Origin of the sequence: Nonomuraea sp. NPDC050643 (genome assembly GCF_040654715.1) — a bacterium.
Taxonomy (GTDB): Bacteria; Actinomycetota; Actinomycetes; order Streptosporangiales; family Streptosporangiaceae; genus Nonomuraea.
On sequence record NZ_JBFAIM010000007.1, the window covers coordinates 37599 to 53307 of the forward strand.

Consider the following 15709-nt stretch of genomic DNA (forward strand, 5'->3'; position numbering starts at 1 on the left):
CTTCTGAGAGGGCCGCATGCACACCAACCTGTCGCCGTGGCCAGCCACGTGCTGCCCGCGCTGCAAGACCCGCCTCGACGGCGGTCCTGTCCAGTTCTACTGCGCGCGGTGTCGCCGCACCGTGTTCGCCGCCGACCTCGATCACGAGACCCACGTCCCGCTCAGGAGTACCGCATGATCAACGTATTGCTCTACCTGGTGGTGTTCGCCGCCGGATTCCTCGCCTGCGACCTGGTACGCATCGCCCAGGAGCGCTACCGCATCCGCCAGGCCGCACGCTACGCCGTCATCGCCGCCGGATCGCCGGACAAGGTGCTCCGCATCTGGTCCAGCCACCGCTCCAACGGCTGCAACACGCCAGGCTGCGTCCGCTGCCAGCGGAGGTGGGGCCAGTGACCGCCGCCATCTACGGACCTCGCCCGCTGACCGAGGGGGAGCAGACCGCCGTCTCGGTCACGGCCGCCGCCGTGGCAAGCCTCGGCCTGCTCGGCTTCGTCATCAGCTTCGCCACGGTGGCCAAGGCCGCCGAACCGTCCTTCGGCTGGTTCGCCTGGATCGTTCCACTCGGCATAGACCTTGGCATCGCCGTCTTCTCGGCGCTCGACATCGTCCTGGCCCGGCTCGGCATGCGCCTTCGCCTGCTCCGAGTCGTGCCCTGGTCGCTGACGGCCGCCACCGTCTACCTGAACGTGGCTAGCGAAGACACGCTGTTCGGGATCATCGCCCACGCGATGCTGCCCGGCCTGTGGGTGGTGGCCGTGGAGGTCGGCGCGTACGCCATCCGCAAGCGTGCCGACCTGACCAAGCCCGACCACATGGAGTCCATCCGACTCTCCCGCTGGCTGCTGGCCTTCCCGTCCACCTTCGCCCTCTGGCGCCGGATGGTGCTGTGGGAGATCCGCTCCTACCCGAACGCCCTCGGCCGAGAGCGCGACCGCATCCTCGCCCGCACTGAACTCCAGGACCAGTACGGCTGGCTGTGGCGCTTCAAGGCCACCCGCCGCGAACGAGCGCTCTACCGGCTCGGCGAACTGGCCCCTGACCGCGTCCAGCTCGCACCACCGCCCGAGCGTCCCGCCCTGCCGCCGAAGCCCAAGCACCGGGCAACCAAGAAGCCCACCCAACGACCCCGCGCCGACGTGGACGACCTCATGCCGCTCGGCTGGCAGATCGCCGCCGACCACGAGACGCGCAAGGTCCAGCTCACCCGCGACCGGCTCCGCGACGCCATCCGGCAGACCGGTCAGTCAGTCTCCACCGACCGCGCCGGTGCCCTCCTGGCCCGCCTGCGGACGGAAGTACCACCGGACCGGACCCTGACCGCCGCCATTGAGGCGGTCGGACCACACGGTCCGACCGCAGACGACCGACCGGACGAGACGCGGTCCGACCGCGCACCGTCGCAGACGCAGGGCGCGGCCTCCACTCCGCCAAGAACAGTGGCCGCGCCCCGCCACCCCGCTACCACCAAGGCACACGAGGTGTACTCATCATGACTCACGACCCGCACGAGCCCGACCGCCGTCCGATCCCAGGCCGCGAACTCGAAGGCTTCGAGTGGCCCGACCACGCCCAGGAGGAGGGCACCGACGCCGAGGTCGTACCGCTCGACTCCCGCCGCCGCGCCCGCCAGACCGACGAGCCCACTCTGGACGATGAGGACTTCGACCACGAGTCCATCGCCATCACCGACCGCGTCATCGGCCCACCGGTCGACCCGCCCGACGAGGACGCGATCCCACTCACGACACCGACCACCCAACGCCGCGCACCCATCATCCCGCCATGGCTCCGGACCTGGCAGTCCATCCGAGCAATGATCGTCTGGCAGACCCGCGACACCGCATACGTCCTCGGCTACCACGGCGCTCGCTCACCGAAGTACCTGGCCAAGATGCTCTGGTACGCCGTCCCCGGAGTCTTCAAGTCCATCGGCCGGCTGCTCCACTGGGCCACGGCGGAAGAGGGCAACTGGGCCCTTCGCCAGTACGCCGCCGACCGCAACGACCCCGAGACCTGGCTCAAGCTCGACAAGCAACGCCAACGCCAGTCCCGCTGGCGCTGGTCGGTCGTGCTGGCCCTGTCCATCGTCGCCTTGATCGGCCTGCTGGCCCTCCTGGTGGCCGACCTGCCGAGCTGGCTCCGCCTCGGCGCGCTGGCCCTGGTCGTCCCGCTGCTGGCCCGAGCCGGACGCCCCGCCGACAACCCGATCACCGACCGCGTGAGCGACGGCCCGCGCTACCGCAAGCTCACCGCCGACCTGGTACGCCGCGCGCTGCTGCACTGCGGCATCTCCGGCATCACCCAGGCCGTCAGCAAGGACCCGAACGCCATCACCTTCCCGCAGGAGATCCACCGGGACGGCCCCGGCCACCTAGCCATCATCGACCTGCCGTTCGGTGTGGAAGCCGCCGAAGTGGTGGCCCGCCGAGGCCGCCTCGCCTCCGCGATGCGGCTCCCGCTGGATCAGGTCTGGCCCGAACCAGCCGCCGGCCACCCCGGCCGCCTCGCTCTATGGGTCGGCTACGAGCCCGCCTCGCAGATGAAGCAGCCGCCCTGGCCACTGCTGCGCGACGGCAAGGTGGACGTGTTCAAGCCGTTCCCGTTCGCCACGACCCCGCGCATGGAGACCGTCAACGCCGAGCTGGTGTTCCGCAACTGGCTCGTCGGCGGACAGCCAGGCTCCGGCAAGACGTTCGGACTCAGGCTCGCCGTCCTGGCCGCCGCCCTCGACCCGCGCGCCGAACTCCGCATCTACGAACTGAAGGGAGTAGGAGACTTCAAGGTCCTGGAGCCGGTCTGCACCGAGTACGGCAACGGCTTCGACGACGAGACGATCGCCCGCTGCGCCGCGATGTTCGCCTGGCTCTACAAGGAGTGCGAACGCCGCTCCAAGCGCATCGCCCACTACCACGCCCTCGGCAAGGCCCCAGAGAACAAGGTCACGCCCGAACTGGCCTCACTCAAGGGCTCCGGCCTGCACCCGCTGATCGTGGCCGTGGACGAGATCCAAGAGCTGTTCCTGCACCCGCAGTACGGCAAGGAAGCCGGCGAGATCTGCGAGAAGGTCATCAAGCTCGGCCGCGCCCTCGGCGTGATCCTGCTCCTGGGCACCCAGATCCCGGACAAGGACAGCCTGCCGACCGGCATCACCCGCAACGTCAACACCCGCTACTGCATGAGCGTCGCCGACCAGACCGCGAACGACATGATCCTCGGCACCTCGATGTACAAGCAGGGCTACCGCGCCACGGTCTTCCAACCGGTCGTGGAGGCTGGATGGGGCATCCTCGCGGGCCTCGGCAAGCCCGCCGCCCGCCGCTCCTACTACCTCGACACCAACGACGCCGACAAGGTCGTCACCCGCGCCAAGCAGCTCCGCGGCCTGGCCGGCACCCTGCCCGAACCCGGCACCCAAGCCCGTGAGGACGCACCCGTCTTCGACGTCCTGGCCGACCTCGCCGAGGTCTGGCCTGCCGGGGAGAACGCGGTCTGGAACGAAGCCCTGTGCACCCGCCTGACCGAACTCCGCCCAGACGTCTACACCGGCTGGAAGTCCGAACAGCTCACCAGCGCACTCAAACCGCACGGCATCCGCGTCGGCGACATAGGCCGCCGCATCGACGGCAAGCCCGTCACTCGACGCGGAATCCGCCTGGACGACCTCACCGAGGCCATCGCCGAACGTAACCGCCAGAAGCGTTCCGGCTGACCCGTCAGGAGGCTGCTAGCGATAGCACCTGACCCTGCTATCGCTAGCAGCCCCGCTAGCACCAGAAACAAGCCCTGGACAGGCCGTTAGCACGCTAGCGGCCCTCCTCGACCACACCCGAAAACCGGCCCAGGAGGCCATCGTGCACCCTGCCCTGCTCGTCGCTATCACCACGATCATCAGCACACTCTGTTACGCCTCACGGTGCTACGTCAGCCCGTTCGGACGCTGCCGCAAGTGCCAGGGCAAAGGCCACGCCCCGCACCGCCGAGGCACCCGCTACTGCCGCCGCTGCGACGCCACCGGCCTGCGCCTACGCCTCGGCCGCCACGCCTGGAACTACTTCCGCCGCCTCCACCGGGACGGCCGCTGACCATGAACGGCCCCGGCGCACAGCCACCAAGCACGACGCCGGGGCCCATGCCCCAACCGATCACCGGCCCCGCAGGGCCGACTCAAGGAGCACCCACCAGCATGACACCTCATCCGCCCCGCCAGACGCTGACCTACGCGTTGGCCGCCGCCGCCCGAGGCTGGCACGTCTTCCCGCTCACGCCGGGGGACAAGGTGCCGCTCAAGGGCTGGAAGTGGAAGGAACACCACACCATCGACCCCGACGTCATCCGGCGCTTCTGGACCGGGGCCGCCTGCAACATCGGCATCGCCACCGGCCCGTCCGGCCTGGTCGTCATCGACCTCGACACCCCGAAGAACGACGAGCAGCCGCCACCACCGTGGAACCAGCCCGGCGTCAACGACGGGGCGGATGTCCTGGCCCTGCTGTGCGAGCAGGCCGGCCAGCCGCTACCCCTGGAAACCTTCCAGGTTCGCACCCGGCGCGGCGGAACGCACCTGTACTTCACCGCCCCGCAGGGCCTGACACTCGGCAACACCTCCGGGGCCAAGGGCCAAGGTCTCGGCTGGCTGATCGACACCCGCGCCACCGGCGGCTACGTCGTCGCACCCGGCAGCTACGTCGACCTCCCGGACGGCACCGGTACCTACGACGCCATCCACACCGCCGCACCCGCACCGCTGCCGGCCTGGCTGGCGGAACGACTCACCCGCCCCGAACACACCTCTCACCCAGTGCAGGTCTCCGACGTCTTGGCGGCGCTCGGCGACCAGTCCACGGGCTATGCCCTGGCCGCACTCCAGAACGAGTTGCAGCACGTCCTCGACGCCAGGCCAGGCACCCGCAACCACACCCTGAACGCCGCCGCCTTCGCCCTCGGCCAGCTCATCGCCACGGGCTTGCTGCCACACCGCCTCACCGAGGACGCCCTGCACACCGCCGCCCAGGCCACCGGCCTGTCCCCCCGAGAAGCCACCGCCACCATCCGCTCCGGCCTGACCGCCGGAGCACGCCAGCCACGCCGGGGGATCGCATGACCAACCCACTCGACGCCAACACCATCCTGGAGAACCTCGACGCCCATGCCGCCATCACCCGCCTGCACCGCGACCAGTCCGGCGACCCGACCCTCGGCCTACCGGTTCCGCCACCGGCCGCCGACCCGGCCATGTTCTACGGCCTGCCCGGCGAGCTGGTGAAGGCCGCCGACCCGTCCACCGAAGCCGATCCCGTAGGCGTCCTGGTCTCCGCCCTGTCTGCCTGCGGCGCGGTCATCGGCCCCGGCCCGTTCGTCCAGATCGGCAACACCCGCCACCCGCTCCTGATCTGGCCCTTGCTGTTCGGCCGCACCGGCTCCGGCCGCAAGGGCCAGGCCACCGACACCGCCGAGATCTTCCTGCACCACGCCGGGATCGGCTACGGCGACCTCTGCGTCACCGGCCTGTCCTCCGGCGAAGGGCTGATCGAACGCATCCGCGACCCCGACAGCCCGGACGACTCCGGCGGCACCATGGACAAGCGCCTGTCGGTCACCGAGCCGGAGTTCTCCACCGTCATGGCCCGGGCCAAGCGGGAGGGCTCCACGCTCGGCACGATGCTCCGCCAGGCCTGGGACGGACGCACGCTCGCCGTCCTGACCCGCAACGCCTACCGAGCGACCAACCCGCACATCGCGATCATCGGCCACATCACGCCCAAAGAGTTCCGCCTGCGCGTGGCCGAGGCGGACATGGCCGGCGGCTCCTACAACCGCTTCCTGCCCGTCTACGTCGAGCGCTCCAAGCGCCTGCCCATCCCGGAAGGCGTCGCACCCGACCTGCTGGCCAGCCTCAGCGGCCAACTGCACGACGCCGTCAAGGCCGCCCGCCAGATCAAGCGCATCGCCCTGGACGAGGACGCCCGCTCCTTCTGGTCGGCCGAGCTGTACGAGGAGTTCACGGCCGCCGACGACGAAGACCACGCCTGGACCGAGTTCACCCGCCGCTCCGCCCCGTACTGCCTGCGCATCGCCGCCCTGTACGCCGCCCTCGACGCCCGCACCCATATCACCACCACCGACTTGGGAGCTGCCGCCGCTCTGGTCCGCTACTCCATCGCCTCGGCCGTGTTCGTCCTGGACAAGCAGATGCGAGACCCGAAGATCGACCGCATCCGCCGCGCCCTCGACCAGGCCGCTGACACCGGCCTGACCCGCTCGGAGCTCTCCGCGCTGTTCTCGCGCAACGTGCCCAAGCAGACCCTCGACGAGCTGCTGACCAGCCTCACCGCCACTGGCCAGTACGAGACCTTCACCACGCCCACCGGGGGCCGCCCATCCGTCCGCTACCGCCGCACCAGCCCCGACGAAGAAAGAAGAAACAAGCCCTCATGACCCGCACAGTCCACTACGCGGCAGAGACGCGATCGCCGGAGGACCGCCCTTCTTTCGTCGGCCACGAACAAAGCCGATCACCACCATCCCAGCCTCAGCACGCACCGGCCCGTTCTTTCTTCTTTCTTCGTCCGATCAACATCCGGCCCACAGCCACCAAGCACGGGGCCGAACACCCAACCGCCTGACTCGGCAAGGAGCCGCACTTGGCCACCGGCACCACCACTCAGCGAGGCATGCTCACCCTCGCCGACCTGTGCACCGAACTCCAGATCTCCCGCTCGACCTTCTACGACTGGCGAGCCAAGGGCCGCGCCCCGCGCTGCCTCAAGCTGCCCAACGGCGATCTCCGCATCCGCCGTGCCGACCTGGACCGCTGGCTCGCCACGATGGAGGACGCCGCCTGATGAAGGACATCACATACGACGTGCGCGTTTACAAGACCGAGGTCTACAGCGGCGCTCGGGTAACCACTTACAGGGTCCGGTGGAGCGTGGGCGGCAAAGCGTGGAAGGAGCCCTTCCGCCTCGCTGCCCAGGCCGACGCGTTCCGCTCCGAGCTTCTCACCGCCGCCCGACGTGGCGAGGCGTTCAGCGCGGCCACTGGACGTCCCATCTCGTGGTCGCGCGCCGAGGACACCATGAGCTGGTATGACTTCGCGTGCAAGTTCGTGGACATGAAGTGGAAGGGTGCCGCGCCGAAGTACCGCCAGGACATCGCCCGAGCACTCACCACCGCCACGCCCGCGATGTACGCCACAGAGCGCGGCAAGCCCCAGGACCGCGCGCTTCGCTCCGCAATGCACCGCTGGGGCTTCAACACCAAGCATCGGGAGGACGCCCCCGAAGAAGCCGCCGCGACTCTGCGATGGCTCGCCCTGAACACTAAGCCGGTATCCGTGCTGGGGACGGATCCGCTCCTGGTCCGGAACCTGTTGGACTCGGCCACCTCGTTGCTGGATGGTCAACGCGCCGCCGCCAACACCGTGCGCAAGCACCGAATGCTGCTGTCCAACGCGCTCGACTACGCCGTAGAGCTCAAGCTCCTATCAGAGAACCCACTCAAGAGCCTGAAGTGGAAGCCGCCCGCGAACACTTACGAGGTGGACCGGCGGAGCGTCGTCAACCACTCACAGGCGAAGGCGCTGCTTGCCGCTGTGGAGGGGCAGGAGCCGAGCGGCAAGCGCCTCGTGGCCTTCTTCGCCCTCATGTACTACGCGGCCCTGCGGCCCGAGGAGGTTGTGAACCTGAGGCGGGACAACATCATGCTTCCGCCTCAGACCAACGATCCCGCCACAGAGGAAAGTGAGGACATCGCCGCAGGATGGGGGGAACTGCACTTGAGGAAGGCCGCGCCCTACTCCGGAAGGGAATGGACCGACACCGGCGAGGCCCGTGAAGAACGCGCACTCAAACACCGCGCCGAAGGACACAGCCGCACTGTCCCTGTCTCGCCGCCCCTGGTCCGGATCCTGCGCATCCATCTCGCCGAGTTCGGCGACGGCCCGGGAGAACGGCTCTTCTACGGCGTTCAGGGAGGCGAACTCCCGTTCATCACTTACCGGCGCGCTTGGAAGGCCGCCCGTAAAGCCGCCTTGACCGCGAAGGAGTTCACATCACCGCTGGCAGCCCGGCCGTACGACCTCCGCCACGCGTGCGTCTCGACCTGGCTCAACGCCGGTGTGCCCGCACCTCAGGTGGCTGAATGGGCCGGTCATAGCGTTGACGTGCTCTTGCGCGTCTACGCCAAGTGTGTCGTCGGCCAGGACGAAGCAGCCAAGCGCCGGATCTCCGACGCCTTGGCATGAGAAGCCCAGCCGACCGCTGAAGGGCGCCGTTCGATCGAATGGCGTCCTTCTCCACTTGGCGGATCTCATCAAGTACCAAAGGTTCAACGCCAGACCAAAATGGCACAGGAGCCTCTCGTCGCTCACGCGACGTGCGACGCCTTTCCTCTGGAAGTGCCTGGTAGATGCCCTGAACAAGCGCATCACCGCCTCCGACTCGCCGTCTGGTAGCTCCCGCTCGGCATATCGCGGATACATGGTTCGATGCGTTGTGCGGGGCGCGGCTCTACGCTCGATGTGATGAGCCTCGTCGGCATGAAACCGGATCAAGCTCGTAACCTCGCGGCGGCTATCGAGGTCGCGGGCGGATCTCTTGCGGTCCAAGGCTCGCTGCTTCGACAGATCCTTGAGCGATGGAACGGAGATTCCAGCCGTCTCGCCACCTTTCCGGCGCGCGCATCATGGGCTGAGGACCATGCCAAGGACATTCGGCGCCGTGCCGGGATTCTGGAGAAGGATCCGGAAGGCGTCTTGTTATTCGCCAGCATGACGGGCGTCCTGGATCTCTGGGAGAAGCACAAAGAGCACATCAGATCGGTGACCACGCCCCTCAAATTGTTCTCGATCATGAGCGGCGTGGAAGGTGCGATCCAACTGCAGAAACGGTGGGCGCAGGGCAGGAACGTCGCTGCGGCACGCGCTGTCTATGACATTCGCCGTTACATGGGTGCCTTGCCCGGCAATCGGAAGCTCAACGAGCTGATTGCCGAGGTGCTGAAGGCCCGCAAGATTCAAGACCTCTACAAACAGCCGTGGAAGTGGCAGCAGGCAGTCTCCGCCGCCATGAAGCGGCTACGCGTACCCGGCGCCCACCTGTTGGTCAAAAATCCTCCCGGCGCTGGCGTGTTCGCGCGGATCACGCTACCGCTGGCCGTCGTCTCCGGCGTCAAGGAAGCCGTTCTCCCCACACACGACGGCGCACAGGGTTGGGTGGATCGCGGTATGGGTGCGGTGCAGGCCGGCGGCGCAATCGCGGTGTTGGGAGGCGCGGGAATCGCCACCGCCCTCGGCGCGTCAGCCGCGGTGGCCGCTGCCGTCCCCGTAGTCGGATGGGCCGCGCTCGCCGTTACCGGCGCCTACTTCGTCGGAAGCTGGGCGTGGGACGTGTGGGGCGATGACATCAAGGCGGGCGTGGGAAAGGCTGTGGAAGGTGCGAAGAGCTTCGTCGAGAAGCTCAAGTTCTGGTGATTCACCTGGTCATTGAAGCGTGGAGGCATGCCTCATGGCACCTATCGACGTTCCACCTCTGGCAAGTAGTAACCGGCGCATTCTTCCCATCTGGACCGACGGCCTGTTTGCCGTCGCCGTCGGGATCATAGGCGGCGAGCTGCTCGGCCGGACCGTCAACTATTGGGTGGCCGTCGCGGGGACGCTGCTGCTGGCGTCCTTCTGCAACCATGTGCTTCTGACAATCACCGTCGGTGGCAGCATTGGCAAGCTGATCAGCGGACTACGCCTCATCCGCGTAAGCGACCTTAGTAAGCCTGGGATCGGGCAAGCCGTTCACCGTTGGCTGTGGGGCTTCTTCTACATCGTGATCTCGCCGGTTCTGTTCTTGACCGGCAGCGACGTGGATCACCTGGATATAGCGGGATTGCGGATTGTCCGAAAGGCTGATCTCCACTGACAGGAGTTGATTGGTCGTGGACACGAACCTCGATATGGAGCTGAGCGCTTTTCGCGCGCAGATAAGCGAGGCATTGGCAGAGGGCGGGACACAGCCGCTGGTGCGATTAACCGATGAGGAACTGGCGGTCCTCGACCCAGAAGAGACCTTCGTCCCCAAGCCTCATCTGACCGGCATGGACCCTCAGCAGCGCGAATGGAGCCTGGCCACGGCTCTTCGCTCGCTGGTTGCGCGCGAGGCCGTGGAGATCCGTAATATCGAGGAATTAGACGGCGTGCTACAGGGAGCGCCAGAGGCGCAAATCGACATGCGCATTCGGATGGAGATCGATCTCGCCCTGACCCTTCGGCGGACAGCCGATCGTGCGCTGGCTATCAAGCAGCAGAGCGCCGCAGGCTCAGCCTTCGGCTACGTGCACGTCCACGCCATGGACCTTCAGCTCGTGGAGCGCATCACCGCTGGCGGCATGCACCTGTTCACCCTGGCCAGCAAGGCGCACGACGTGGTGAATCTCGTTCAACCTCTCCTGGATCCCTTCGGCGTCGCTGATCGGGACGGTGAGATTCATCCGCTTGACCCCTCGGCACTGGAGCGAGAGCACGTGGGACCACTCGCGACCGCGATCGACAACGCCCGCATCGTCGGTGAACTTGTGCTGCTCAGCGATCCGCCAGGCCCCATGATGACGACGTACGCCACGGATCGGGCCGTCTGGGCGGTGTTTGTGGAACGCCCCCAAGCACAGAGCGGGATGACCGCTCGGCCGGTGAGCGCCGCGACGTTGTCACGGCACATCATCAAAATGCTGTCCGCCGGCGCCTCGGAGGGACGCCATGGCTGACCGATTGAGCGAGTGCCAAGCGGACATGCGGGTCGTCGCCCAGGCCGCCGACGACATCGAGCGCACGCTGCAAGCGGTGGACGCCACCTGCGACAGCAGTATTTGGGCCGGACCTGCCGGAGATCGCTTCCGTGACGAGTGGGCCATGCACCGCTCCGCCATCAGAACCGCTCTTGAGGACGTCAGGGCCCAGATCCAGACCATCACAGCGGAAGTGAAGCGCGAGGCACTTGCTACCCCGGGAACGACCACCAGGAGCTGAGCATGCGGACGCGGTTGATAGGAGCAGCTCTCATCGTCGTTGCTGTAGGCGTCATCATCGTGACTCTGATCGCGATGGGTGCCTCCTTGGAAAGCCTGGGGACGCTCCCGGCCATCGCTGCCCTGTTCGTAGCGGCATTCGGCCTGGGAATGCTCGTCACCAAGCCGAGCCCGGGGAAGCATCGCTACGACGATTTCATGCGCAGCGCCGAGTGGCCCCCACAACGGGATCTCATTCGGAAGATCTGGTCCACCGTCCGCAGTCTCCCGGACGGATGGCAGGCGACCGACCCCGACACCAGGCACATGGTCGGCGTGATCAAGGATCGTATCGCGTTCATTCTTGTTGTCCGGGACCCAATCGAGGCCGATCCTGCCGTCGAACGCGAAGCACTCGCCACCTACTACTTCCTCGGCATGTTCGGCCGATTGGTCGGCGGACCGCTCTTCCACAGGGTGCAGCCGGTCCATGAGGAGCCGCCCGAGAAGCAGACATGGGAGGAAACCGCTGCTGAACTCGACATGGCCGATCAGACCGGAACCGCCGACACCCCCATGGCGGAACTTATCGACTTGCACGCCCGCGTCGTTCGCACCGTTCGAGCCACGGGAGTGCAGTGAGCGCTGGTCGAAGGCATCCGATGTCGAGGGGACTCGGAACTTGGGCACGTATTTGGCACGATCACCCGCAGACGATCAGTGACAGCCGGACAGCACCGGACACATGAAGAAGCCCTTGACCGCTGTTTCGGCTGGTCAAGGGCGCTTTGCTGCTGGTCGGATCTGGTGCCCCCGGCAGGATTCGAACCTGCGGCACCCGCTTTAGGAGAGCGGTGCTCTATCCCCTGAGCTACGGAGGCGGACTCTCGTAAGCCTAGCGAAAGTCTGGCACTGCGTGGGACGTCGGGACGAGGTGAGTTTGGCGGGGATGGTTAACGGTGCTCTGAGCTGCGGTAAAGGCATGACAAGTGATCAGATTCCGCTTCATCGTGCGTGGATACCGTCTGCCTGTGACCAGGAGGCGATGTACGCAAGCCCGCCGCCGTCCCGCAGTTCTCTTCGGGGCGTTGCTGGCGCCGGCGATTCTTGCCGGTGGGTTGTTGGCGGGGGAGATACGGGGGTTCGAGGAGGGGGCGGGGGTCGCCGGGGTGGTGCTCGGGGATGGGCGGGGGCCTGTGCTGGAGCCGGTGTTCGTGCCGGCGCCTGCTCGTCCTGATCGGGTGTACGAGGGGCGGGTGCCGTCGCCTGTGCGGGTTCTGCCGGAGGCTCCGCGGGTCGTGGTTCCTGAGCGGGAGGTGCCGGTCGTTGTGGTTGAGGAGCCGGTTACGCCTGCTCCTGTGCGCACTGAGGCTGGGTGTCCGGGGGAGTGGGTGGATACCTGGTTGTGGGAGCTGTGTCGTGCGAAGGAGGAGGCGGCTCGGGAGAGTTGGGTCCCCGGGATATGAACCTTGGTGTGGTTGGTGGGCGTACTGATCAATAAGAGTGGATCTGTTCGGGCGGCTGCCTGGCTGCGGGATGAAGGGGGCGACGTGGAGCCTGCTCGTGAGGGTTGCCGGGGCTGGTCGGGTGGGGTCGTGGGCCGAGATGTTGCTGGTGGGCGGGGGTGGCTGGGCAAAGTGGGCTATTTGTCTCATAACAGCTCTGGGAGTTCGGTCCGGGCACTCGGAGGGCTGTAGTAACGTGCGTGCCTGACCCGGGTAACGAGTTTGCAAACGGAGGAGTCGAACGTGCCTGCCCCTCGATCAGCGGGTCTGATCGCGGTCGTCATGGCGGTGGCTTCTCTCTTCGTGCCTTTCGGGCTGGTGCCGGCGCGGGCCGAGGCGCAGGTGCAGCAGGGCCGGCAGGTCTTGGAGAGGCGGGATCCGTCCAACCTGAGTGAGCTGCGCAAAGAGGCCGAGAAGTCGGCCAAGGAGCTCGAGGACGCCACCAAGGCTCTGGAGAAGCGCCGGTCGGACATCGCGGCCTTCGAAAAGCAGCTCAAGACCAAGCTGACCGCGCTGCAGCAGTTGGAGCAGCGGTTGTCGGTGATGCGGCAGCCGGTGTCGCAGATGGCCGAGTTGATGTACGAGCAGCCGCTCCTCGCCGATGGGATCATGCCGTTCCTGTCTGGTACCGCGGACGAGAAGACTCTGCGGGCCATGACCGATGCGACCCAGATGGTGACCGTACGGCAGCTCGCCGTGGAGCAGACCAGCACGCTCTACAAAGAGGCCCAGCGGCTGGCCGCTGAGGCGCAGGAGCTTCGGGCCGGCAACCTGCTGGCCGAGGCGCAGCTCTCGGCTGAGGTCGACACGTTGCGGCAGCGGTCCGACAAGATCGTGAAGTCGCTGACTGCGGCGTTGGTGAAGCTCGGGATCAAGATTGACAAGGTGGGGCGGGCGGCGCTGGGGTGTAATCCGCTCCGGGCGGCGACGGCGGGGGACTATCCCAACGGGCTCATTCCCAAGGGCATGCTCTGTCCGTTGCAGCAGAAGGGGTTCAGTCTGCGGGCCGATGCCACTATCGCCTTCGTGAGCCTGAACGAGGCTTTTCGGCAGCGCTTCGGCAAGTCCATGTGCGTGACCGATGCTTATCGGAACCTGGCTGAGCAGCAGTCCATCTACTATCGGCGGCCTGGGTTCGCGGCCGTGCCGGGGCGGAGCAACCACGGGCTCGGGCTGGCTGTGGACCTGTGTGGTGGGGTGGAGAGGTCCGGGTCCGCGGAGTTCGTGTGGATGGAGAAGAACTCCAAGCGGTATGGGTGGTTCCACCCGTCATGGGCCTACAGCAGCCCGTTCGAGCCGTGGCACTGGGAGTACGACCCTAAGATCGATTCGCTTCTCTGACCTGCGCGCTACGAGGCGGGGGCGGGGGCTACTTCTGTGGTGCAGAAGGCGCAGCGGGAAGCTTCTTTGAGGATTTCCGACAGGCATTCGGGGCATTCGCGGGTCTTCGACTCGATCTTGGCGACGGCGCGGTCCCTGTAGTGGGTGTACGGCTTCACGACCAGGAAGTAGACCACTGCGGCGACCATCAGGAACGAGATGATGGCGTTGACGAAGTTGCCGTACATGACGTTGGACTGGCCGATGGTGATCTTGAGGGAAGAGAAGTCGGGCAGGCCGCCGAACGCCGAGATGAGCGGGGTGAGGAGATCGGCCACGAACGACTGCACGATCGCGTTGAAGGCCGCTCCGATGACGACCGCCACGGCGAGGTCGATGACGTTGCCCTGCGTCAGGAACTTCTTGAAACCGTTCATGGCAAGAGATCGTAGCCGAGTGATTACTGTCGGTTAGTTTTGATGGTGATCGAAAGAGGGCGGTCGTGGGTTTGGGCGGCTGCCAGGGCTGCGGCTTGGGTCGAGGTCGTCGCGAGGACTATCAACGCGCCGCTGCCGGTCGTGCCGCCTCTGGCGGTGGAGGTGGGGATGGTCAGGACCGTTATGTCTGAGGCGACGTAGTGGGCTGTGCCCTCCGCTGAGGGGGCCAGGAGGCTGATCGTGGTGCCGGGAGTGAGGAGCGCGGCCGCGGCGGCGTCGGCTATGCGGACCGGGGTGGCGACCAGGCCCGGTGGCAGGGGGTAGGAGGTCAGGAGGCGGGCGTCGGTGAGCGGTTCGCCTCTGCGCATGGGGGTGGCCAGGGTCTGGCCCGTCGGGGCGGTGCGCAGTGCTCCCGCGGGCGGATGATTGAGGGAGATGGCCGCGAAGTCGCCTGGGCGGATGGGGCCGGGGGAGAGGTCGCGGGTGGACACCAGGACGGGTGGGGCCGTGGCGGGGCGGGTGGCCAGGAATGCGGTCATGACGGCCAGGCCGGCCAGCGCCGCCGCTATGAGGCGGCGGCGACGGCCGTAGCGGCGCAGCCAGGACTGGATCACGGGAGCTCGTAGGACGACTCGATGCCGTCGAGCGCCGAGCCGCAGGGACAGGTGCGTTCCTCGGGCAGGGCTTGGACGGTCTCCGCCACCAGGGTGCGCATGCGCGTGACGTTTTGGGCGAAGAACTTGAGCACCTCGTCGTGGGTCACGCCCTGGCCGGTCTCCACCCCGGCGTCGTGGTCGGTCACCAAGGACAGGGACGTGTAGCAGAGGGCCAGCTCGCGGGCCAGGATCGCTTCGGGGAAGCCGGTCATGCCCACGATCGACCAGCCGTTGCGCGCGAACCACTGGGACTCGGCCCTGGTGGAGAAGCGCGGGCCCTCGATGACGACGAGTGTGCCGCCGTCGACGGTCTCCCAGCCGCCGGAACGGGCCGTCTCGACCGCCACGGCCCGGCCCGACGGGCAGTAAGGGTCGGCGAACGAGACGTGGACCGCCCCGTCCTGGTCGTAGTAGGTCTGGGGGCGGCCTGAGGTGCGGTCTACGAGCTGATCGGGGACGACCAGGGCGCCCGGGCCGTATTCGGCTTTGAGTGAACCCACGGCGCTCGGGGCGAGCACCTGGCGGACACCGAGTTTGCGGAGTGCCCAGAGGTTGGCACGATAGGGGATGCGGTGCGGCGGGTAGCGGTGGTCGCGGCCGTGCCGGGGGATGAACGCCACGGATCTCGAACCGATGTGCCCGACTGTGACGATGTCGCTCGGTGGCCCATAGGGCGTGTCGAGCTCGACCTGCTCCGCGTCGTCGAGCAGGGAGTAGAAGCCGGAACCGCCGATGACGCCGATGTCTGCGCGAGTGACCATGGCCGAGAGAGTAGCCGGGGCGGCGAGGGGTGTGAGCG

At 67.2% G+C, this 15709-nt stretch carries 17 protein-coding genes and 1 tRNA gene; 14 read left to right on the top strand and 4 right to left on the bottom strand.

Translation table 11 applies throughout. From position 1 onward, the window contains the following. Positions 1-174 precede the first annotated feature (174 nt). The 13 genes from AB0I15_RS10930 to AB0I15_RS10990 all read left to right on the top strand — a co-directional run bounded on the left by AB0I15_RS10930 (position 175) and on the right by AB0I15_RS10990 (position 11634). A complete protein-coding gene (locus tag AB0I15_RS10930; protein ID WP_358092947.1) occupies positions 175-396 on the top strand; it encodes a hypothetical protein in 222 nt (73 codons plus the stop codon). Then, positions 393-1496, top strand: coding sequence for a DUF2637 domain-containing protein (locus AB0I15_RS10935; protein ID WP_358092950.1), 1104 nt, complete (start codon positions 393-395; stop codon positions 1494-1496). Before AB0I15_RS10930 ends, AB0I15_RS10935 begins: the two co-directional genes overlap by 4 nt. Next, positions 1493-3712 carry a cell division protein FtsK gene (locus AB0I15_RS10940; protein ID WP_358092953.1) on the top strand — a complete coding sequence of 740 codons (2220 nt, stop codon included), beginning with the start codon at positions 1493-1495 and terminating at the stop codon, positions 3710-3712. The genes AB0I15_RS10935 and AB0I15_RS10940 overlap by 4 nt, the downstream gene beginning before the upstream one ends. 142 nt (positions 3713-3854) lie before the next feature. After that, entirely contained in the window at positions 3855-4085 is a 231-nt protein-coding gene (locus AB0I15_RS10945) for a hypothetical protein (protein WP_358092956.1), read from the top strand. 101 nt (positions 4086-4186) lie between these two features. Continuing rightward, a complete protein-coding gene (locus AB0I15_RS10950) occupies positions 4187-5104 on the top strand; it encodes a bifunctional DNA primase/polymerase (RefSeq protein WP_358092958.1) in 918 nt (305 codons plus the stop codon). After that, on the top strand, positions 5101-6438 hold the full coding sequence (locus AB0I15_RS10955; RefSeq protein ID WP_358092961.1) for a hypothetical protein: 1338 nt from the start codon (positions 5101-5103) through the stop codon (positions 6436-6438). Before AB0I15_RS10950 ends, AB0I15_RS10955 begins: the two co-directional genes overlap by 4 nt. A gap of 206 nt (positions 6439-6644) precedes the next feature. Then, positions 6645-6845 carry a helix-turn-helix domain-containing protein gene (locus tag AB0I15_RS10960; RefSeq protein ID WP_358092964.1) on the top strand — a complete coding sequence of 67 codons (201 nt, stop codon included), beginning with the start codon at positions 6645-6647 and terminating at the stop codon, positions 6843-6845. Further along, complete coding sequence (locus tag AB0I15_RS10965) at positions 6845-8245, top strand: tyrosine-type recombinase/integrase (protein ID WP_358092967.1); 1401 nt, start codon at positions 6845-6847, stop codon at positions 8243-8245. The genes AB0I15_RS10960 and AB0I15_RS10965 overlap by 1 nt, the downstream gene beginning before the upstream one ends. Before the next feature lie 279 nt (positions 8246-8524). Continuing rightward, positions 8525-9472 carry a hypothetical protein gene (locus AB0I15_RS10970; protein ID WP_358092970.1) on the top strand — a complete coding sequence of 316 codons (948 nt, stop codon included), beginning with the start codon at positions 8525-8527 and terminating at the stop codon, positions 9470-9472. A gap of 34 nt (positions 9473-9506) precedes the next feature. Then, positions 9507-9911 (top strand): RDD family protein, encoded by a 405-nt coding sequence (locus AB0I15_RS10975; protein WP_358092972.1) that lies wholly within the window; start codon positions 9507-9509, stop codon positions 9909-9911. Between the two features lie 16 nt (positions 9912-9927). After that, positions 9928-10752: a hypothetical protein gene (locus AB0I15_RS10980; RefSeq protein ID WP_358092975.1), complete on the top strand. Its 825-nt coding sequence runs from the start codon at positions 9928-9930 to the stop codon at positions 10750-10752. A gap of 25 nt (positions 10753-10777) precedes the next feature. Continuing rightward, positions 10778-11014: a hypothetical protein gene (locus AB0I15_RS10985; protein WP_358092978.1), complete on the top strand. Its 237-nt coding sequence runs from the start codon at positions 10778-10780 to the stop codon at positions 11012-11014. Between the two features lie 2 nt (positions 11015-11016). Further along, a complete protein-coding gene (locus AB0I15_RS10990; RefSeq protein ID WP_358092980.1) occupies positions 11017-11634 on the top strand; it encodes a hypothetical protein in 618 nt (205 codons plus the stop codon). A 163-nt stretch (positions 11635-11797) separates the two neighbouring features. Here AB0I15_RS10990 and AB0I15_RS10995 read toward each other — a convergent pair. Beyond that, positions 11798-11873: transfer RNA gene (locus AB0I15_RS10995), tRNA-Arg, on the bottom strand. A gap of 867 nt (positions 11874-12740) precedes the next feature. Between AB0I15_RS10995 and AB0I15_RS11000 the strand changes: the two genes are divergently transcribed. Next, a complete protein-coding gene (locus tag AB0I15_RS11000) occupies positions 12741-13838 on the top strand; it encodes a D-alanyl-D-alanine carboxypeptidase family protein (RefSeq protein WP_358092983.1) in 1098 nt (365 codons plus the stop codon). An 8-nt stretch (positions 13839-13846) separates the two neighbouring features. Here the strand turns inward: AB0I15_RS11000 and mscL are convergent, their stop codons facing one another. From mscL to AB0I15_RS11015, 3 genes are read right to left on the bottom strand one after another with little or no spacing between them, the layout of a single operon-like run. After that, positions 13847-14254: a large conductance mechanosensitive channel protein MscL gene (gene mscL / locus AB0I15_RS11005; protein WP_358092986.1), complete on the bottom strand. Its 408-nt coding sequence runs from the start codon at positions 14252-14254 to the stop codon at positions 13847-13849. A 23-nt stretch (positions 14255-14277) separates the two neighbouring features. Then, complete coding sequence (locus tag AB0I15_RS11010; RefSeq protein WP_358092989.1) at positions 14278-14868, bottom strand: SAF domain-containing protein; 591 nt, start codon at positions 14866-14868, stop codon at positions 14278-14280. Then, positions 14865-15671: an S-methyl-5'-thioadenosine phosphorylase gene (locus AB0I15_RS11015; RefSeq protein ID WP_358092992.1), complete on the bottom strand. Its 807-nt coding sequence runs from the start codon at positions 15669-15671 to the stop codon at positions 14865-14867. Before AB0I15_RS11015 ends, AB0I15_RS11010 begins: the two co-directional genes overlap by 4 nt. Positions 15672-15709 lie beyond the last annotated feature (38 nt).

Coding starts and splice junctions, on each gene's coding strand:
- mscL (WP_358092986.1), bottom strand. CDS start 14,254: ATGAACGGTTTCAAGAAGTTCCTGACGCAGGGCAACGTCATCGACCTC.
- AB0I15_RS11015 (WP_358092992.1), bottom strand. CDS start 15,671: ATGGTCACTCGCGCAGACATCGGCGTCATCGGCGGTTCCGGCTTCTAC.
- AB0I15_RS10985 (WP_358092978.1), top strand. CDS start 10,778: ATGCGGGTCGTCGCCCAGGCCGCCGACGACATCGAGCGCACGCTGCAA.
- AB0I15_RS10965 (WP_358092967.1), top strand. CDS start 6,845: ATGAAGGACATCACATACGACGTGCGCGTTTACAAGACCGAGGTCTAC.
- AB0I15_RS10970 (WP_358092970.1), top strand. CDS start 8,525: ATGAGCCTCGTCGGCATGAAACCGGATCAAGCTCGTAACCTCGCGGCG.
- AB0I15_RS10930 (WP_358092947.1), top strand. CDS start 175: ATGATCAACGTATTGCTCTACCTGGTGGTGTTCGCCGCCGGATTCCTC.
- AB0I15_RS10975 (WP_358092972.1), top strand. CDS start 9,507: ATGGCACCTATCGACGTTCCACCTCTGGCAAGTAGTAACCGGCGCATT.
- AB0I15_RS10990 (WP_358092980.1), top strand. CDS start 11,017: ATGCGGACGCGGTTGATAGGAGCAGCTCTCATCGTCGTTGCTGTAGGC.
- AB0I15_RS10955 (WP_358092961.1), top strand. CDS start 5,101: ATGACCAACCCACTCGACGCCAACACCATCCTGGAGAACCTCGACGCC.
- AB0I15_RS10940 (WP_358092953.1), top strand. CDS start 1,493: ATGACTCACGACCCGCACGAGCCCGACCGCCGTCCGATCCCAGGCCGC.
- AB0I15_RS10950 (WP_358092958.1), top strand. CDS start 4,187: ATGACACCTCATCCGCCCCGCCAGACGCTGACCTACGCGTTGGCCGCC.